This is a genomic window from Curtobacterium sp. VKM Ac-2922 (genome assembly GCF_022815645.1).
GTDB lineage: Bacteria > Actinomycetota > Actinomycetes > Actinomycetales > Microbacteriaceae > Curtobacterium.
In genome coordinates this window covers 118,005-135,161 of the sequence record NZ_JALGRO010000002.1, presented here as the reverse complement: position 1 = coordinate 135,161, position 17,157 = coordinate 118,005, and the positions used below count along the sequence as shown (strand labels likewise).

The 17,157-nt window shown below is 71.1% G+C and carries 19 protein-coding genes; 12 read left to right on the top strand and 7 right to left on the bottom strand.

The features are described 5' to 3' along the window. The first annotated feature begins 3 nt into the window (after positions 1-3). Positions 4-654, top strand: coding sequence for a DsbA family protein (locus MT346_RS02660; RefSeq protein ID WP_374202495.1), 651 nt, complete (start codon positions 4-6; stop codon positions 652-654). A 136-nt stretch (positions 655-790) separates the two neighbouring features. On the opposite strand, the gene MT346_RS02655 is transcribed toward MT346_RS02660, so the two are convergent. Beyond that, positions 791-1,327: a GNAT family N-acetyltransferase gene (locus tag MT346_RS02655; protein WP_243561210.1), complete on the bottom strand. Its 537-nt coding sequence runs from the start codon at positions 1,325-1,327 to the stop codon at positions 791-793. Here MT346_RS02655 and MT346_RS02650 point away from each other — a divergent pair. The 3 genes from MT346_RS02650 to MT346_RS02640 are packed head-to-tail and all read left to right on the top strand — an operon-like array spanning position 1,326 to position 3,389. Continuing rightward, positions 1,326-1,943 carry an XRE family transcriptional regulator gene (locus MT346_RS02650; RefSeq protein ID WP_243561209.1) on the top strand — a complete coding sequence of 206 codons (618 nt, stop codon included), beginning with the start codon at positions 1,326-1,328 and terminating at the stop codon, positions 1,941-1,943. The two genes, MT346_RS02655 and MT346_RS02650, sit on opposite strands and share 2 nt — an antisense overlap. Positions 1,944-1,952: 9 nt before the next feature. Continuing rightward, on the top strand, positions 1,953-2,450 hold the full coding sequence (locus MT346_RS02645) for a ribose-5-phosphate isomerase (RefSeq protein ID WP_243561208.1): 498 nt from the start codon (positions 1,953-1,955) through the stop codon (positions 2,448-2,450). 9 nt (positions 2,451-2,459) lie between these two features. After that, positions 2,460-3,389, top strand: a complete 930-nt coding sequence (locus MT346_RS02640; protein ID WP_243561207.1) for an Fpg/Nei family DNA glycosylase — start codon at positions 2,460-2,462, stop codon at positions 3,387-3,389. Positions 3,390-3,392: 3 nt separating this feature from the next. Here MT346_RS02640 and MT346_RS02635 read toward each other — a convergent pair whose 3' ends face one another. After that, complete coding sequence (locus MT346_RS02635; RefSeq protein ID WP_243561206.1) at positions 3,393-4,862, bottom strand: amidohydrolase; 1,470 nt, start codon at positions 4,860-4,862, stop codon at positions 3,393-3,395. Next, a complete protein-coding gene (locus MT346_RS02630; protein WP_243561205.1) occupies positions 4,859-5,539 on the bottom strand; it encodes an FMN-binding negative transcriptional regulator in 681 nt (226 codons plus the stop codon). Before MT346_RS02630 ends, MT346_RS02635 begins: the two co-directional genes overlap by 4 nt. A 34-nt stretch (positions 5,540-5,573) precedes the next feature. Between MT346_RS02630 and MT346_RS02625 the strand changes: the two genes are divergently transcribed. Continuing rightward, positions 5,574-6,980 (top strand): serine hydrolase, encoded by a 1,407-nt coding sequence (locus MT346_RS02625; RefSeq protein WP_243561204.1) that lies wholly within the window; start codon positions 5,574-5,576, stop codon positions 6,978-6,980. An 89-nt stretch (positions 6,981-7,069) separates the two neighbouring features. Here MT346_RS02625 and MT346_RS02620 read toward each other — a convergent pair whose 3' ends face one another. Next, entirely contained in the window at positions 7,070-7,663 is a 594-nt protein-coding gene (locus MT346_RS02620) for a hypothetical protein (protein ID WP_243561203.1), read from the bottom strand. An 84-nt stretch (positions 7,664-7,747) separates the two neighbouring features. Here MT346_RS02620 and MT346_RS02615 point away from each other — a divergent pair, with 84 nt between their 5' ends. The 3 genes from MT346_RS02615 to MT346_RS02605 are packed head-to-tail and all read left to right on the top strand — an operon-like array spanning position 7,748 to position 10,789. Then, the gene (locus MT346_RS02615) at positions 7,748-9,226 is read left to right on the top strand and encodes a sensor histidine kinase (protein WP_243561202.1); all 1,479 of its coding nucleotides are present in this window, start codon (positions 7,748-7,750) and stop codon (positions 9,224-9,226) included. A 22-nt stretch (positions 9,227-9,248) separates the two neighbouring features. Next, on the top strand, positions 9,249-9,911 hold the full coding sequence (locus tag MT346_RS02610) for a response regulator transcription factor (protein WP_243561201.1): 663 nt from the start codon (positions 9,249-9,251) through the stop codon (positions 9,909-9,911). Continuing rightward, a complete protein-coding gene (locus MT346_RS02605; RefSeq protein WP_243561200.1) occupies positions 9,908-10,789 on the top strand; it encodes a DMT family transporter in 882 nt (293 codons plus the stop codon). Before MT346_RS02610 ends, MT346_RS02605 begins: the two co-directional genes overlap by 4 nt. Here the strand turns inward: MT346_RS02605 and MT346_RS02600 are convergent. The 3 genes from MT346_RS02600 to MT346_RS02590 form a co-directional block, all read right to left on the bottom strand. Next, complete coding sequence (locus MT346_RS02600; protein ID WP_243561199.1) at positions 10,762-10,914, bottom strand: hypothetical protein; 153 nt, start codon at positions 10,912-10,914, stop codon at positions 10,762-10,764. The two genes, MT346_RS02605 and MT346_RS02600, sit on opposite strands and share 28 nt — an antisense overlap. 112 nt (positions 10,915-11,026) lie before the next feature. After that, positions 11,027-11,350, bottom strand: coding sequence for a hypothetical protein (locus MT346_RS02595; RefSeq protein WP_243561198.1), 324 nt, complete (start codon positions 11,348-11,350; stop codon positions 11,027-11,029). A 98-nt stretch (positions 11,351-11,448) separates the two neighbouring features. Beyond that, positions 11,449-12,480 carry a LacI family DNA-binding transcriptional regulator gene (locus MT346_RS02590; RefSeq protein WP_243561197.1) on the bottom strand — a complete coding sequence of 344 codons (1,032 nt, stop codon included), beginning with the start codon at positions 12,478-12,480 and terminating at the stop codon, positions 11,449-11,451. Between the two features lie 168 nt (positions 12,481-12,648). On the opposite strand from MT346_RS02590, the gene MT346_RS02585 reads away from it, so the two are divergent. Genes MT346_RS02585 through MT346_RS02570 form a run of 4 tightly spaced genes read left to right on the top strand, consistent with a single transcriptional unit; the run spans position 12,649 to position 17,154 of the window. Then, entirely contained in the window at positions 12,649-13,941 is a 1,293-nt protein-coding gene (locus MT346_RS02585; RefSeq protein WP_243561196.1) for a sugar ABC transporter substrate-binding protein, read from the top strand. Continuing rightward, positions 13,941-14,819 carry a carbohydrate ABC transporter permease gene (locus tag MT346_RS02580; RefSeq protein ID WP_243561195.1) on the top strand — a complete coding sequence of 293 codons (879 nt, stop codon included), beginning with the start codon at positions 13,941-13,943 and terminating at the stop codon, positions 14,817-14,819. The genes MT346_RS02585 and MT346_RS02580 overlap by 1 nt, the downstream gene beginning before the upstream one ends. Further along, positions 14,816-15,775 carry a carbohydrate ABC transporter permease gene (locus MT346_RS02575; protein WP_243561194.1) on the top strand — a complete coding sequence of 320 codons (960 nt, stop codon included), beginning with the start codon at positions 14,816-14,818 and terminating at the stop codon, positions 15,773-15,775. The genes MT346_RS02580 and MT346_RS02575 overlap by 4 nt, the downstream gene beginning before the upstream one ends. After that, on the top strand, positions 15,775-17,154 hold the full coding sequence (locus MT346_RS02570; protein WP_243561193.1) for a glycosyl hydrolase: 1,380 nt from the start codon (positions 15,775-15,777) through the stop codon (positions 17,152-17,154). Before MT346_RS02575 ends, MT346_RS02570 begins: the two co-directional genes overlap by 1 nt. The last annotated feature ends 3 nt before the right edge of the window (positions 17,155-17,157 follow it).

Here is a 17,157-nt window from a genome sequence, read left to right as displayed (position 1 = left end):
AGCGTGACCGAGACGACTGTGGACAAGACGACCGACACCCCCACCCCTGTGGAGTTCTGGTTCGACCCGAACTGCCCGTGGGCCTGGATGACCAGCCGCTGGGTCGGCGAGGTCGAGCGCCAGCGCCCCCTCGACGTGACCTGGAAGGTGATGAGCCTGTTCGTCCTGAACGAGGACCAGGACGTCCCCGAGTCCTACAAGGAGCGACTGCACAACGGGCAGGTCTACCCCCGCCTGGTCACCGCCGCGCGACTGCGTCTCGGCCAGGACGTCGTGAAGCCCCTGTACGACGCGCTCGGCGAGCACATCCACCACCGGCAGGAGCAGGACCCCACGCAGGTCGTCCCCGCCGTCCTGGCCGAGCTCGGTCTCGATGCCGACCTGGCCGAGTACGCCTGGTCCGACGAGGTCGACGCCGCCACCCGCGAGAGCCACCGCGACGGCATCGAGCGCGTCGGCCAGGACGTGGGCACGCCCGTGATCGCCGTCGAGGGCACCGCGTTCTTCGGTCCGGTGATCTCGCCGGCCCCGAAGGGCCAGCAGGCGCTCGACCTGTGGGACGGCGTCGTCGCCGCAGCCCGCTACCCGGGCTTCTTCGAGCTCAAGCGCTCGCGCACGGTCGGGCCGTTGTTCGACACCGAGCCCACCGCCTGACAGGAGGCCCGGCTCGCGTCCGGCACGCACGGTGCGTCCGGCGAGACTCGGCCCCGCGGACACCGCACGCGCTCCGGACAGCGCGAACTGTCCGCCGGGCCGGGACTCGGCGCCCGCCGGGCGGCCGGCGCCCGCGTCAGACCAACGGCAGGCGCATCATCGTCAGGTCCAGCCACCGGCCGAACTTGCGCCCGACCTCGGGCACGACGGCCACGGTGGTGAAGCCGAGCCGCTCGTGCAGTGCGATCGACACGGTGTTGCTGCTGCAGATCCCGGCCATCATCACGTGGCGGCCCTCGGCCCGGGCCTGCCCGACCAGCGCCCCCATCAGCACCGTCGCCACGCCCCGGCCGCGGAACTCGGGCAGGACGTACACGCTGTGCTCGACGGTCAGCCGGTACCCGGCATTCGGACGCCACTGCGCGTACGACGCGTAGCCCGCCACCTGTCCGTCCACCTCGGCGACGACGACCGGCCACCCGTCGCGCTGGCGTTCCGACAGCCAGGCGTCGAACCAGGCGCGCGAGTTCGGCTCGTCCTGCCAGATCGCGGTGGAGTGCAGCACGGCGTCGACGTGCAGCGCGTGCACCACGTCCAGGTCGCGGGGCTCGCAGTCCCGCACGCGCACGTCGGCGGCCGATGACGGACCGGTTGTCGCATATGCTGTCGCCATGTCTCAGATCGTAGACGATGACCGGCTGCTCGGGGAACGCCTGCAGCACCTGCGCACCGAGCGGCGGTGGAGCCTGACCGAGCTCGCCGAGGAGTCCGGGGTCTCGCGCGCCATGATCAACCGCGTCGAACGCGGGGTGTCGAGCCCCACGGCCACGATCCTCGGACGACTGTCGGGCGCGTTCGGGATGACGATCTCCCAGCTGCTCGACGAGGGCCCGGCCGGCGACGGAACCGAGCACCAGGCCGGGTCCGGCAGCCCCGACGACCGGGCCGGCGTGCAACGCGGCGCGACCGCCGACCACTGGACCGATCCCGACACCGGGTACCGTCGCCGTCCCGTGTCGAGCGCGGAGTTCCCCGTGGACGTGACCGAGGTGGTCCTCCCGGCCGGTGCGCACGTGACCTACCCGGCGTCGGCGTACGCGTTCCTGCGGCACTGCATCTGGGTCGTCGAGGGCACCCTCGAACTCGTCGTCGGCGGCGAGACGGTGGTGCTGGAACCGGGGGACCGGATCGAGCTCGGCGACCCCGCCGAGGTGACGTACCGCAACGCCAGCGCGGACGCCTGCCGGTACGTCGTCGTCGTGGCCAGGGGCGCGCGCGGCCGGGAATAGGATCGGGGCATGCGCATCCACCTCGGAACGGACCACGCCGGCCTCGAGTTCAGCAAGACCCTCGCGTCACACCTGACGGACGCCGGACACCAGGTCATCGACCACGGTCCGACCGAGTACGACGCGCTCGACGACTACCCCTCGTTCTGCATCAACGCCGCCCACGCCGTCGTCGCCGACCAGCGTGCGGGTGTCGAAGCGCTCGGGGTCGTCTTCGGCGGTTCGGGCAACGGCGAGCAGATCGCGGCGAACAAGGTCGAGGGCGTCCGCGCCGCGCTGGTGTGGAACGAGTCCACCGCGCTGCTCGCCCGCCAGCACAACGACGCCAACGTCATCTCGCTCGGCGCCCGCCAGCACACCGAGGCCGAGGTCATCGACTTCGTCGACCTGTTCGTCAACGAGCCGTTCTCGGGCGAGGAGCGCCACGCCCGCCGCATCGCGCAACTGGCGGAGTACGAGCAGACGGGGCACATCGCCGGCAAGCAGATCGACGGCTCGGCCGAGTAGACAGGTCGCATGCCCGAGGGTCACTCCGTCCACAGGATCGCCAACCAGTTCTCCCGGCACTTCGTCGGCAAACGCTGCGAGGTGTCGAGTCCGCAGGGTCGGTTCGCCGCCGGTGCCGCGCAGCTCGACGGCAAGCGCATGGTCGCGTCGCGGGCGGTGGGCAAGCAGATGTTCCTGGAGTTCGAGGACGACCTGTTCCTGCGGGTCCACCTGGGCCTGTACGGGGCGTGGGACTTCGCCGGTGTGATCTCGACGTCCCAGGCGCTGTCCGACGACGACGACCGCGAGGAGTCCCTGTCGTCGATCGGCGCGCCCCGGCTGGCCCGGTACCGGATGGCCGAGCAGGAGAAGTCCGAGGACCCGATCGAGGCCTTCCCGCCCGACCCCGTCGGCCAGGTGCGCGTGCGCCTGCTCACCGAGGACACCGTCGCCGACCTGCGTGGGCCGACCGCCTGCGTGGTCGAGGATGCGGCGGGGGTGCAGCGCGCACTCGACAAGCTCGGGCCGGACCCGGTGAACGACGACGGACCCGAGGCCGAGCAGGCCTTCGTCGACAACGTCCGGAAGCGCAACGTCGCGATCGGGCAGCTGCTGATGGACCAGTCCGTGGTGAGCGGGATCGGCAACATCTACCGCGCCGAACTGCTGTTCCGGCAGCGGATCGACCCGTACAAGGTGGGCAAGAAGATCACCGTCAAGCAGGCGAAGGCGCTGTGGGCGGACTGGTCGAAGCTGCTGCACGAGGGGGTCCGCGACGGCCTGATGCTGACGATGGACGGGCTGTCGCCGGCCGAGCACAAGAAGGCGCTGCGCTCGCGGAAGGACCGGCACTGGGTGTACCACCGCCAGGGCGAGCCCTGCCGGGTGTGCGGCACCGAGATCCGGATGGCCGACATGGCCGGCCGCAAGCTCTACTGGTGCCCGAAGGACCAGAAGTAGCCCTCAGCGCTCCAGGTGGGTCCACCGTCCGGCGATCGCGGTGCCGAGCACCGGCATCGTCCGCAGCGTGGCCGTCGACGCGGTGAGCGGGTCGTCCGCCACCAGCACCAGGTCGGCGACGTCCCCCACGGACACGCTCACCCGGCCGTCCGTCGACCCCTGCCACGCGGCGAGCGCCGTCATCCGCTGCTCCGGGTGCCACGGTGCGCGGCCGTCGCGGTCACGTCCTACGGCGGCGGCGAGGGACACCCACGGGTCGAGTGGCGCGACGGGTGCGTCGGATCCGAGCACCACGCGGGCGCCGGCCGCGGCGAGCGACGCGAACACGTAGGCACGCTCGGCGCTGTCCGCCCAGTACTTGTCGACGACGTCACGGTCGTCCATCGCGTGCTCGGGCTGCACCGACGCCGTCACGCCCAGGCGGGCGAAGCGCTCGACGTCGGTGTCGGCGAGCAGCTGCGCGTGCTCGATCGAGCCGCGGGCGCCGACGGCCTCGAAGACGTCGAGGGCGACGGTGTTGGCCCGGTCGCCGATGGCGTGGATCGCGGGGACGAGTCCGGCGTCGACGGCGCGGCGGGTGATCGCGTGGAGTTCGTCGAACGGCCAGACGAGCATGCCCTCGCCGGTCGCCATGGCTGCCGTCCGGGTGCCGAGCGACCCGTCCGTGACGACCTTGAACGGTCCCATCGTCACCAGGCCCCGGGTGCCGTCGACCACGTCGCCGGTGCGGAGTCCGCGCGCGATGACGGCGTCGAGGTCGTCCGGGTACACGCCGCACGCCACCCGCAGCCCGTCGATGCCGTCGCGGACGCGGCGTGTCCAGCGGTCGAGGCCGAAGCGCATCTCGAGGTCGACGACCTGCGTCACACCGCGGGTGGCCGCCGCGTCGACGGCGTCGGCCACGGCGGTGTCGAGCACGTCGTCGGGGACTCGCGACAGTGCGGCGGTCACGTCGAAGGCGTCCTGCTCGCGCAGCACGCCGTCCTCGCCGGCCGGCAGTGGCCGTCCGACCGCAGCGGCGAAGTGCGCGAGTGCGCGAGCGTTGCACCAGACGGCGTGCAGGTCGGCGCTGATGACGACGGCCGGGAGGCCCGGTGCGGCTGCATCGAGCAGCGCACGTCGGGCGGGCCGCGGCCACAACCCGTCGCGGTACCCGTGTCCGATCAGCACGGCGTCCGTCACGCCGGTCCGCGCTGCCGCGGCGAGCACGTCCGCCACGGCCTCGGCGGACGCGCACGCGGACACGTCGATGCGCCGCCGGACCAGGGCCCACTGGTCGAAGTGGGTGTGGTGGTCGACGAGTCCGGGGCCGAGCCAGGCGCCGTCGGCCTCGACCACCTCGGTGTCGTGGTCGCCGGGGTCGAGCGTGCCGGCGGGTGCCACGGCGGTGACGACCCCGGCACGGACGCGCACGTCGGCGGGGGCTCCGGACGTGCCCACGCGCCGGACGGTGCGCAGCAGCAGGTCGCTCACCGTGCCTCCTGTCCGTCCTGGTCGTCACGGCCGTCGTGATCGTCACTGCCGTCGGGCCGGACCCGCTCCATCTCGGCCGCGAGTGCGGGCGACGCGTAGGGGCCGTCACCGCGCAGGCCCGCGATGATCGTGTCGATGACCTCGGGTGCCTTGTTCTGCGAGAGCTTGGCGCGGGCGTCGAACCGGGTGACGCGGAGGCGGATGCCGACGGTGCCCTTCGCCACCCGGGCTGCGGTGTCGATGTCCACGTCGAGCGAGACGGGTGACGGCATCGCCTGCTCGAAGTGGTCGACGAGTTCCCCGAGCACGCGCAGGTTCTCGTCGTCGGACAGGATCTCCGGCGTGCCCCAGCAGTGTGCCGTGACGTGGTTCCAGGTGGGCACGAACTGGTCGGGCGGGTACCAGCCGGGGGAGACGTACCCGTGCGGCCCCTGCACGATGACCAGTACCTGGTGCTGCCCGAGTTCGTGCGCGCGTTCGTCGGGCCGTCCGACGTGCGACACGAGCACGACGGCGTCCGGGTCGTCGTCGGGGCCGGGGGTCTCGAGCAGGAACGGGTAGTGCGACGCGACGATGCCGGCGTCGGTGTGCGACACGATCGTCGCCCACGGGTTCTCGCGCACCAGGCGCCGCACCTCGTCGACGTCCGTCATCAGGAAGTGGGGTGTGTGCCGCATGCCCGTCAGCGTGGCACATGGAAGTCTGGGCGTCATGACGAACCGCGCCGCGTACGAGACCGTCCTGCCCTACATCCACGAGTGGGTGTCGTACAAGGTGTTCCAGCTCCGTGTGCCCGGCGTGCAGGTCGCGATCGGGTACCGCGGTGACCAGCTGCTCTCCGAGGCGTGGGGGTACGCCGACGTCGAGGCCGGTCGCCGTCTGACGACGAACGACCTGTTCCGGATCGCGTCACATTCGAAGACCTTCACCGCGACGGCGCTGCTGATCATGGCCGAGCGCGGGCTGCTGCGGCTGGACGACACGGTCGGGACGTACGTCCCGACGCTCGTCGACGGTGGTTCGCCGATCGCGGACGCCACCGTCCGCGAGCTCATGGAGATGGGTGCGGGGGTCATCCGCGACGGGCACGACGGCGACCACTGGTCGCTCGTGCACCCGTTCCCGGACGAGGACGAGCTCCTCGCGCTCGTGCTCGACCGTGGGCAGAAGGTCCCCGCAGGTTCCTCGTTCAACTACTCGAACCTCGGGTACTCCTTACTCGGGCTCGTCATCCAGGCGGTGTCAGGTCAGTCGTACGGCGACGTCGTCCGGGCATCGATCATCGAGCCGCTCGGCCTGACGAACACCGGCCCGGACTGGGATGCCGAGCGTGCCGACGAGTTCGTCGTCGGGTACTCGGGCCTGCACACCGCCAGGACCCGGCAGCGCATCGACCACGTCGACACCCGAGCGATGGCAGCGGCGACGGGATTCCACGGCACCGCGTCGGACCTGGTCCGGTACTTCTCGGCGCACGTGCTCGGTCAGGGCACGCTGCTGAGCGACCACGCCAAGCGCCTGGCCCAACGCAAGGCCTGGAGCGCTTCGGACGACGACCCCTCGGCGCGCGGCTACGGCGCGGGCTTCATCGTCGACCGGATCGACGGGCGCGAGGTCCGTGGCCACTCCGGCGGGTTCCCCGGGCACATCACGCAGTCGGTGTTCGACCCGGAGTCGGGGCTCGTCGTGTCCGTCATGACGAGCGCCGCGGCCGGGCCCGCATCGATGCTGGCGACGGGCATCGTCCGGCTGCTCGACGCCGCCGCCGACGAGCACGCCCCGGGAGACCCGATCCCCGGCGACGTCGACGTGACTGGTGTCACGGGGCGCTACGCGAACCCGTGGGGCATCACCGACATCGCCCGTGTCGGCGACCGGCTGCTGGCGTTCGACCCGGCCGCCCCGGACCCCCTCGAGTCGCCCGTCCGCCTGCGGGTCGTCGACGCCGACACGCTCCGCATGACCCACGGCAACCGCTTCGGTTCGATCGACGAGGACATCACCGTCGCCCGCCGCACCGACGGCACCGTCCGGTCGATCCGTGGCAGCGGCGGCATGACCGAGCACCCGTGGTCGATCCCGGACGAGACACCCGAGGTCGCCGCCGGTCTCGTGTGACGGGTCGACCCGGTTCGGCGACGTGCGTCACCCATGCACCCAGGGTGACGGGCGCGACGGAGCCGGACCGACCAGCTGTGGAGAACCGCTCAGCGCACCTCGGCGGTGGACCAGAGGTACCGGGCGCCCTGGGCGACCGGACGGAGCAGCGGACCGGCGAACAGCACGGCTGCCGCCAGGAACCCGATCAGCATCCCGAGCGGAGCGATGACGAACAGCGCTCCGAGCAGCTCCTGGGACGCGTTCGGGACCGCGCCGAACCACGTGACCAGTCCGCCGAGCAGCCACACGATGCCGCCGGCAGCGACGGACCACCCCGTGATGCGCGTCAGGCCGGTGCTGCGCCGTGCGACCAGCACGCCGAACGCGATCAGGAGCGCCTGGGACGCCAGCAGCGCGATGGCCGAGATCGGCCAGAGGCCCAGCGGCACCGGAAGCCACGTCAGGGCGAACAGCACCACGGACAACGCCAGAGCCAGGGTCGTCCGATCGGCCCGTCGCCACGCGCCGAGACCGATCACCACGGCGCACAGGGCGGCGACCACCGCTCCCGTCGCCAGCACTCCGCGGCCCGGGTACCAGGTCGTCAGCGTCGCCAGTCCGGCGACACCGTCCACCGCCGGCAGCAGTGCCGCCACCACCCCGGCCAGTGCGATCAGTCGTTCCCTCGTGCTGTTCCCCATCGGCCCAGGGTAGGGCCAACCCCACCCCGTGTGCGGGAGGGGGCAGGATGGGGGTTCGAGCCGCGTTCCGCGAGGCTCGAGGACATGACCGACACCGACCGACTCGACCAGGCGATCACCGTGCCGCTGGACGACGCCGTACCTCCGGGAGCCACGACACCCATGCCGGCGCACCCCAGCCACGAGCAGCCACAGGCCGCCGCTCCCGAGCCGTCGTCGGCACAGCAGCCGCCGCAGCACCCGGTCCAGCCGCCGCCCACGGCGGGGGAGTTCTACCGTGACGCGTGGCGACGACTGCCCCGCGACGTGGGCTACATGGCCCTCACCGCGGTGCTGCTCTGCACGCTGTACGTCGCGTTCCCGACGGCGGTGTTCGGCGGCGGGTTCCGCGACCTGTTCAACCCGTTCGTGCTGCTGATGTTCTTCGTCGCGCTGTTCGTCGCGCGGTGGCTCGGTCAGTTCGAGCGACTCCGGATGTCCTGGGCCGACCGTCGACCGATCCGGCCCGTCGACTGGACGCCACGCTGGCAGCAGAACTGGTGGACCCGCACCGGCTCGGCCGTCGCGAACCCGCACTACTGGCTGTACCTGTTGCACGCGATCGTCGTCTACCCGCTCGCCGCCCTGGCGACGGTCGGTGCCGGCCTGCTGCTCGTCGCGGGGTTCCTGTGGCCCGTCGCACTCGTCGGCGCGTTCCTGGTGAACAACCTGCGCAGCGGGTACTTCCCCTACGGCTCGGCGACCGTACTCGGGGTCGGTCTGCTCGGGCTGGTGTCGATGGCGGCGTCGGTGGCCCTGTTCCCGCTGTGGGCACGGGCGTCGGTGCTCGCGCACTACTGGATCGACTTCGGGCTGCTCGGCGGGTTCCGTGCCGAGCAGCTCGAGCAGCGGGTGGCGGGGCTGCAGGCCTCCCGTGCCGGTGCGGTGACGGCCGAGGGACAGGCGCTGCGGCAGATCGAACGTGACCTGCACGACGGGCCACAGCAGCGGCTCGTCCGGCTGCGGATGGACCTGGCTGCCGCCGAGCGGGCGTTCGAGAAGGACCCGGTCGGCGCGAAGCGGCTCATCGGCGAGGCGTCCGAGCACGCCCGCGACGCGCTCGACGAGCTCCGGGCGCTCTCGCGGGGGTTCGCACCGCCGATCCTGCTCGACCGCGGACTCGTCGCAGCGCTCGAGGCCCTGGTCGCCCGCACCTCGATCCCGACCGGGCTCGAGATCCGTCTGCCCGAGGGACTGACCCTCGGGTCCGAGATCCAGCGGAACGTCTACTTCACGGTGTCCGAGCTGCTGACGAACACCGCCAAGCACGCCGGTGCCTCGGCGGCGGGCGTGTACATGGGGCTGATCGTCGACGCGTCGGCGGTGTGGCACCTGACGGTCAGCGTGACGGACGACGGTGTTGGCGGCGCGAGCGTGCGGGAGGGCCACGGCATCGAGGGCCTGATGGGGCGGATGCGCTCCCTGGACGGCGAGCTCACGGTGTCGAGCCCCGAGGGCGGCCCCACCCAGGCCACCGCACGGATCCCGCTCGGCGCACTCAACGGGGTGCCGACGGCACGGTGAGGCGCGCCACTAGTCTGGTGTCATGACCGACGGCCCGGATGCAGCACGCATCCGGGCCGTCGTCGTCGACGATGCGGTGCTCCTGCGCGAAGGCCTGGCGCGGGTGCTCGACGAAGCCGGGATCGACGTCGTCGGACAGCACGCCGACGCCGTCTCGTTCCTGGCCACGCTGCCCCACGACGCCCCCGACGTGGTCGTCATGGACGTGCGGATGCCGCCGACGTTCACCGACGAGGGCGTCCGTGCCGCCGTCGAGACCCGTCGGCTCGCGCCCGCGACCGGCGTGCTCCTGCTGTCGCAGTACGTCGAGGCCACCTACGCTGAAGAGCTGCTGGCGTCCTCGTCCGCGGGCATCGGGTACCTGCTGAAGGACCGGGTCACCCGGCTCGAGGAGATCGACGACGCCGTGCGCCGGGTCGCCTCCGGCGGCACCGTGCTCGACCCCGAGGTGGTCACGCAGCTGATGCGCCGCCGCCGTGACCCGCTGCAAGCGCTGACGCCGCGCGAGCGCGAGGTCCTGGGCCTGATGGCCGAGGGCCGGACGAACGCCGCGATCGCCCGGGCGCTGGTGATCGGGACCGGCGCGGTCGAGAAGCACGTGACGAGCATCTTCGGCAAGCTCGCGCTCGAGGACACCGGCGAGGACCACCGCCGCGTGCTCGCCGTCCTCGCGTACCTCGGATGACCCCGCCCACCGACGTCGCACCGGGTGGGAAGCCGCGCGCGCCCGCGCCGCTGCTGTCCCTCGCCGCGATCGTCTCGGTGCAGCTCGGCGCGGCTATCGCGAAGACCCGCTTCGACGAGGTCGGACCGGTCGGCGCGGCCACCCTGCGGCTCGTCCTCGGCGCGGTCGTGCTGGCGCTCGTCGTCCGCCCCCGCGTCCGACACTGGCGACGGGCGCAGTGGCTCGGCGCGCTGGGCCTCGGCGTGGCCCTCGGCGGCATGAACGTGTTCATCTACCTGGCGTTCGCGTCCATCCCGATCGGTGTCGCGGTGACGATCGAGTTCCTCGGACCGCTCTCGCTGTCGCTCGTGCACACCCGGCGGTGGCGCGACGCGCTCTGGGCCGTGCTCGCCCTGGTCGGTGTCGTGCTGCTCGGGGTCGGACCGACTGCCGTGACCGAGCTCGGCGGTGTCGCGTTCGCGGTCGCCGCCGCCGTGTGCTGGGCGGGCTACATCGTGATGAACCGGCACGTCGGCTCGATCATCCCCGGGGTCGACGGCCTGGCCGTGTCGATGCTCGTCGCGATGGTGGTCTCGCTGCCGTTCGGCCTCGGGACCGCGATCACGGGCGTCCGGGCCGACCCGTCACTGCTGGTCGTGTTCGGCGTCGTCGGGGTGCTGTCGAGCGTGCTGCCGTACGCGCTCGAGATGTCGGCGCTGCGACGCATGCCGACCCGGGTGTTCGGCGTGCTGCAGAGTCTCGGCCCGGCGGTCGCGGCCCTTGCGGGGCTGGTCGTGCTGGGCGAGGCGCTCTCGCTCGTCGAGGTGGTCGCGCTCGCCTGTGTGACGGTGGCGAGCGTCGGCGTGACGGTCTACTCGGCGCGGAGGAAGTCCGCGTAGGTGGGTTCGTGCTGCTCGCCCGACAGCAGAGCGGGGTCGTTCACCCGTCGCTCGACGTAGGCGGCGATCACGTCGGGCGGCGTGAGCACGTGTGCCACCCAGGACGGCACGTCGTGGTTCTTCACGGGTGCCTCCTTCCGGTCGGGGGGGTGGTGACGGCACGGGACGGATGTCTCGATCGTCGTGATTCTTGCTGAGCCGGGGCGGATCGAACGATCCTCCGTGGTCACCGACGTGTCAATCGGGTGCGCCAAGCGGAGTCCGATGCACGCGCTCTGTCCGCAGAACGCGGTGTTTCACGGCCGATCGCCAGACCCAGGCCTCGGCGTGCTGCCCGAACTGCGCCCACTCCACCAGGACGGCATCGCGCGTCCAGCTCTTCGCGAACGCCTTGACGCGGACGTGGAAGGTCGGGAACTGCACCCATGCCCACACGGGCAGTGGCGTGACCGCATGGCAGACGTCCGGCCCGCGGGCGTCGTCCGACAGGGAGTAGGCGTGCGGACGTTCGACCTCCGGGTGCTCCGGGGGCTGCCACCGGTTCTCGCGACGCCGTCCCACGACGCAATTCGAACGTGTGTTCGAACGCGGCGTCAAGTCCACGCCACCACGACGGGCCGCGATGTGAGTCGGATGCGCGTGTCGCGCGGCGCCCGTCGTCAGTCGCGGATGCGCCCCGTGCTCTCGCGCACGCTCAGCGTCAGGACCGGACCGGGTTCGGACGGCAGCACGTGGTCGGCGTCGATCTGGCGGCGCAGCAGGGTCGCCGCGCGCTGCCCGAGCTCGACGGTGTCGCGCGTCAGCGAGGTGATCGTGGGCCGGACCAGGCGCACCATCGCGGAGTCGTCGAACGACACGATCGACACGTCGCCCGGCACCGCGACGCCCATCTCGCTCGCCACGCCCAGGCCGGCGACCGCCAGCACGTCGTTGTCGAACACGATCGCGGTCGGACGGGTGCGCCGCGACAGCAGCTCGCGCGTGGCAGCCGCACCGGTGTCGGCCGCGTAGTCGGTGGGGATCGACACCGTGTCGTCGAGATCGTGTTCGACCGCGAACGCCCGGAGCCGTTCGATGCGCATCGCGGTGTGCTCGTACTCCGGACGGCCCGCGACGTGCGCGATGCGTCGGTGGCCGAGGGCGTGCAGGTAGCGCAGGACCTTCTCGGTGGCGTCCGAGTCGTCGATCCAGACGGTCGGCGCCGTACCCGCAGGCGACGGGTGTGACCCGACGACCACGGTCGGCATGCCCAGGTGCCCGAGCAACTCGAGTCGGGCGTCGTCGTGCCGTGGGTCGATGACGATCACGCCGTCCACGCGGTGCCCGTTCCACCAGTCGCGGTAGGTCTGCAGTTCTTCGTCGGCATCGCGCGCGACCAGCAGGTTCATGCCGACGTGTGACCCCGCCAGACCGAGCTGGATGCCGGAGATCAGGTCGCCGAAGAACGACTCCGTGCCGAGCGTGCGCGCCGGCCGGTTCAGCACGAAGCCGATCGAGCCGGCCTTCGCGCCGCCGAGTGCCCGTGCGGCGGTGTGCGGTTGCCAGTCGAGATCGCGGGCCACGGCGCGCACGCGGGCGCGGGTGGCGTCGGACACACCGGGGCGGTCGTTGAGTGCGAAGGAGACCGCGCTGATCGACACACCCGCCTTGGCGGCGATGTCGGCGATCGTCGTCCGACGCTGGATGGCCATGGCTTGACTATAACGCTTTAGTTGTCCAGAGTCGTGGACATCCAGCCGGGCCGGTGACCAGCACTGAACCGGTTCAGCGCGAACACCAGCGCGAACACCAGCGCGAACGAGCACCAGCACCAGCACCACCCACACGCACCATCCGCACGCACAAGGGAGTCCGACGCGATGAGAACCACCACCCGCACCACCACGAAGCGCGCACTGGCGCTGCTCGCCGGCGCCGCCGCGACCGCCCTCGTCCTGACCGGTTGCTCGTCGGGCAGCGGTGCCGCAAGCTCCGGCTCGGGGGACATCTCCGGCACGATCACCCTGCAGACGTGGGCGCTCACGCCGACCTACACGGACTACCTCAACGGCGTCGTGAAGGCCTTCGAGAAGCAGCACCCGGACGCCAAGGTCAAGCTCGTCGACCAGCCCGGCGACGGCTACGCCGACAAGGTGCTCAGCCAGGCCTCGTCGAACTCGCTGCCGGACGTGATCAACCTGCCGCCGGACATCGCGCTGCCCCTGGCCAAGCGCGGGTTCCTGCAGGACGTCGCCAAGGACGACACGAAGCTCTCGAGCACCTACGTCAAGGGCGCCCTGGCTGCGTACAACTACAAGGGCGTCGACGGCACGTACGGCTACCCGTGGTACCTCAACACCGACATCGACTACTGGAACAAGTCGATGTTCACGAAGTGCGGACTCGACCCGAACAGCCCGCCGAAGACCACCGACCAGCTGTTCAGCCAGGCCGAGACGATGCACCAGAACTGCCCGGACGACTACCTGATGAGCCGCAAGCCCGGCCTGAGCGACTTCTCGCTGGCCGGCGTGAAGATCATCAACGACCAGGGCACCAAGTTCACGTTCGCGAACTCGTCCAAGGCGGCCGACCTGATCAGCAAGTACGCCAAGGCCTACAAGGACGGCCTGATGCCCTCGTCGGTCCTGAACACGGACTACCTCGGCAACTCGACCCTGTTCACGCAGGGCAAGGTCGCCTGGACCACCGGTGGCGCGACGGCGATCAGCGACTTCGAGAAGAACAACCCGTCCCTCAAGGGCAACATCGTCGTCTCGCCGGCGCTGGACAACCCGCCGCTGTACGTGCAGGGCCTGTCCGTGTCGAGCAAGTCCAAGCACATCGCCACGGCCGAGGCGCTCGCCGCGTTCATGACGAACGCGAAGAACCAGGAGTCGTTCGCCCACCTGGTGAACATCTTCCCGTCGACCACCTCGTCCCAGTCCGACCCGTTCTTCTCGAAGGACGACGGCACCGTCGAGGCCAAGGCCCGCGTGCTCGCGAACGACGCGCTGAAGACCGCGAAGAACCTCAACCCGGTCGAGGCCAACTCGGCGATGACGGACTTCCTCGACCAGCAGATCGCGCTGGCCATGAAGGGCGGCACCACCCCGAAGCAGGCGCTCGAGACCGCGCAGACCAAGATGAACACCCTGCTGGCGAACGGCTGATGCGCGCCAACCGCTGGTTCACGCCCTGGCTGCTCGTCCTGCCGGCGCTCGTCTGGCTGCTGGCGTTCAGTCTCTGGCCGTCGATCAACACCGTGCGGCTGTCGTTCACGAACGCCAGCCCGCTCGGCGGGGTCAGCCGGTGGGTCGGTCTGGCGAACTTCCAGACCCTGCTCGCCGACCCGCAGGTGTGGGAGGCGCTGCTCAACAGCGTCATCTACATGGCGATCTGCCTGCCGCTGCTGACGGTCCTGCCGCTGTTGATGGCCGTGCTGGTCCAGCAGAAGCTGCCGGGCATCGCGTTCTTCCGCACCGCGTACTACACGCCGGTGATCGCGAGCGCGGTGGTCGTCGGGCTGATCTGGAACTGGATCCTCGACGACCGCGGGGTCATCAACGAGATGGTGCAGTCCCTCGGCATCGCCCACGGCAGCATCCCGTTCCTGACCGACCGGTGGCTGCTGCTGTTCAGCGCGATCAGCCTGACCGTCTGGAAGGGGCTGGGCTACTACATGATCATCTTCCTGGCGGCCCTGGGGAACGTCGGCAAGGAGCTGCACGAAGCAGCCGCGCTCGACGGGGCCGGGTCGATCCGCCGGTTCTGGTCGGTCACGATGCCCGGCGTCCGCGGCACCATGACGCTGGTCGGCATCCTGGTGTGCGTCAGCGCGCTCCGGGTGTTCAGCGAGCTCTACATCCTGACGAACGGCACGGGCGGCCCGGGTGGCCAGGACAACTCCCTGGTCATGCTCATCCAGCAGTACGCTCGCGGCTTCACCGGCAACCTCGGCTACGCGTCCGCCCTGAGCCTGCTGCTCTTCGCCGTGACGCTCATCCCGATGCTCGCCCTGGCACGCATGAACAGCAAGGCGGACCGATGACGAACACGACGACCGAACCGGTCATCGGCGGCACCGCGGGTGCCGCCGCACCGACGCCGGACGTGACGGGCGCGACGGGCGCAGGGGGAGCCTCCAGGCCGCCCCGCAAGCGGCGCCGCGCCGCCTGGGGCGTCATGTCCCCGCGCGAGAAGGCGATCCGGTACGTGCTGCTCGTCGTGGTGCTGTTCATCACGATCGGCCCGTTCCTGTGGCAGCTGTCGACTTCGCTCAAGGGCGCCGGCGAGGACATCTACACCGCCAACCCGTCGTTCATCCCGAGCCAGCCGACGATCGGCAACTACCTGCGCGTCGGCGAGGCGATCCCCGTCTTCGGGTACATCGGCAACTCGCTGATCGTCGCCGCGATCGACGTCATCGGGAACATCGTGTTCGCGACCCTGGCGGGCTTCGCCCTGGCCCGGCTGCAGTGGCGCTTCCGCAAGGCCGTGCTCGGGCTGTTCCTGGCCACGCTCGTGCTGCCCGGCGAGGCGACGATCATCTCGCAGTTCGTCACCGTCAAGGACCTCGGCCTGGCCGACAACCTGGTCGGCGTCGCCCTGCCCGGCATGATCGCGGCGCTCAACGTGCTGCTCATGTTCAACGCGTTCCGGCAGATCCCGGACGAGATCGACCAGGCCGCCGTGATGGACGGCGCGAACGCCTGGCAGCGGCTGCGCTACATCTCGCTGCCGGCGGTGCAGGGGACGATCGCCGTCATCGCGATCTTCTCGTTCATCGGGGCGTGGGACGACTTCCTGTGGCCGCTCATCGTCCTGCAGTCCCCGGACAAGCTCACGCTGACGGTGGGCCTGGAGTACCTGCGCGGCACGTTCGGCACCGACCAGCGCCTGATCGCCGCGGGCACCATGATCGCGTTCATCCCGATCGCCGTGATCTTCGCCGTCTTGCAGCGGTTCTTCTTCAAGGGCGTCGAAGAGGGCGGTGTGAAGGGCTGATGCGCTTCGGTGTCAACTACACGCCATCGGTCGGCTGGTTCCACTCGTGGCTGGACTTCTCGGCGTCGGACACGGCTCGCGACCTCGAAGCGATCGCGTCGCTCGGCGCGGACCACGTGCGGGTCTTCCCGCTGTGGCCGGTCGTCCAGCCGAACCGGACGCTCATCCGGCAGCAGGCGCTCGACGACGTCCGCACGGTCGTCGACCTGGCGGGGTCCTTCGGGCTCGACGTCAACGTCGACGCACTGCAGGGACACCTGTCGAGCTTCGACTTCCTGCCGTCGTGGCTCGACTCGTGGCACCGGCGCAACATGTTCACCGACCCCGACGTCGTCGCGTCGACCGGCGCCTACGTCCGGGCGCTCGCCGCGGCGGTGGGGGACCGGCCGAACCTGCTCGGGATCACCATCGGCAACGAGGTCAACCAGTTCGCCCACGCCCCGCACCCGTCCCCGCACGGCATCACGCCCGCGCAGGGGCACACGTGGGCAGCCGCGATGGTCGCGGCGGCCAGGGACGGACTGGAGGCCCGGCTGCCGTCCGTCGCGTCGCCCGACGCCGGCAGCGGGTCGCGTCCGGTGCCGCTGGTCACCGTGGCCCAGTACGACGCGGCGTGGTACGACGACGCCCAGCCCTTCGGGCCGGAGCACGCCGCCGACCACGGCGACGCCACGGTCACGCACTCGTGGGTGTTCAACGGCACGGCAGCGGTCCACGGAGCCCTCGGCGCCGGGTCCGTGCGGCACGGCGAGTACCTGCTGCAGCTCGCCGCCGCGTGGAACCACCGCGCGGACCGGCCGAACTGGCTGCAAGAGGTGGGAGCGCCGACGAACGTGGTCGACGTCGCCGACGCCCCGTCGTTCACCGAGCAGACCATCCGGCACGCCCTCGACGTGCAGCACCTGCTCGGCGTCACGTGGTGGTGCTCGCACGACGTGTCGCGGTCACTCGCGGACTTCCCCGAGCTGGAGTACGACCTCGGCCTGCTGACCAACGAGGGGCGCGTGAAGCCCACGGGGGAGCGGTTCCGGGCGATGGCGCAGCAGTTCGGCGGTCGCGCGGCAGACGTCCGCGCGGCCGGGGTTGGCGCCTCCGGGGTTCGCGCCTCCGGCCCGGACGTCGGGCTCGTGCTCGACGACGTGCGCCCCGACGGCTCCCCGGCGTTCGGCGTCCGTGCCGAGTGCGCGCCCGGTGGCCGCTTCGCCGCCGCGTGGCTCGCGCTCGCCGAACAGCACGGGCGCGGCCCCCAGGTCGTGCTGCGCTCGCGGCTGACCGACCGGGCGCTGCTCGACGCCCGCGGCATCACCACCTGGGTGGACGTCCCCGGTGACGTGCACCATGAACCACGCAGCGTCGCGCACCCCGCGACGATGCCCTGACCG

Excerpts from the sequence above, each read along its gene's own strand:
- MT346_RS02655 (WP_243561210.1), bottom strand. The coding sequence starts at position 1,327 with ATGGCGACAGCATATGCGACAACCGGTCCGTCATCGGCCGCCGACGTG.
- MT346_RS02640 (WP_243561207.1), top strand. The coding sequence starts at position 2,460 with ATGCCCGAGGGTCACTCCGTCCACAGGATCGCCAACCAGTTCTCCCGG.
- MT346_RS02605 (WP_243561200.1), top strand. The coding sequence starts at position 9,908 with ATGACCCCGCCCACCGACGTCGCACCGGGTGGGAAGCCGCGCGCGCCC.
- MT346_RS02620 (WP_243561203.1), bottom strand. The coding sequence starts at position 7,663 with ATGGGGAACAGCACGAGGGAACGACTGATCGCACTGGCCGGGGTGGTG.
- MT346_RS02575 (WP_243561194.1), top strand. The coding sequence starts at position 14,816 with ATGACGAACACGACGACCGAACCGGTCATCGGCGGCACCGCGGGTGCC.
- MT346_RS02590 (WP_243561197.1), bottom strand. The coding sequence starts at position 12,480 with ATGGCCATCCAGCGTCGGACGACGATCGCCGACATCGCCGCCAAGGCG.
- MT346_RS02615 (WP_243561202.1), top strand. The coding sequence starts at position 7,748 with ATGACCGACACCGACCGACTCGACCAGGCGATCACCGTGCCGCTGGAC.
- MT346_RS02650 (WP_243561209.1), top strand. The coding sequence starts at position 1,326 with ATGTCTCAGATCGTAGACGATGACCGGCTGCTCGGGGAACGCCTGCAG.
- MT346_RS02625 (WP_243561204.1), top strand. The coding sequence starts at position 5,574 with ATGACGAACCGCGCCGCGTACGAGACCGTCCTGCCCTACATCCACGAG.
- MT346_RS02645 (WP_243561208.1), top strand. The coding sequence starts at position 1,953 with ATGCGCATCCACCTCGGAACGGACCACGCCGGCCTCGAGTTCAGCAAG.
- MT346_RS02630 (WP_243561205.1), bottom strand. The coding sequence starts at position 5,539 with ATGCGGCACACACCCCACTTCCTGATGACGGACGTCGACGAGGTGCGG.
- MT346_RS02570 (WP_243561193.1), top strand. The coding sequence starts at position 15,775 with ATGCGCTTCGGTGTCAACTACACGCCATCGGTCGGCTGGTTCCACTCG.
- MT346_RS02610 (WP_243561201.1), top strand. The coding sequence starts at position 9,249 with ATGACCGACGGCCCGGATGCAGCACGCATCCGGGCCGTCGTCGTCGAC.
- MT346_RS02580 (WP_243561195.1), top strand. The coding sequence starts at position 13,941 with ATGCGCGCCAACCGCTGGTTCACGCCCTGGCTGCTCGTCCTGCCGGCG.
- MT346_RS02585 (WP_243561196.1), top strand. The coding sequence starts at position 12,649 with ATGAGAACCACCACCCGCACCACCACGAAGCGCGCACTGGCGCTGCTC.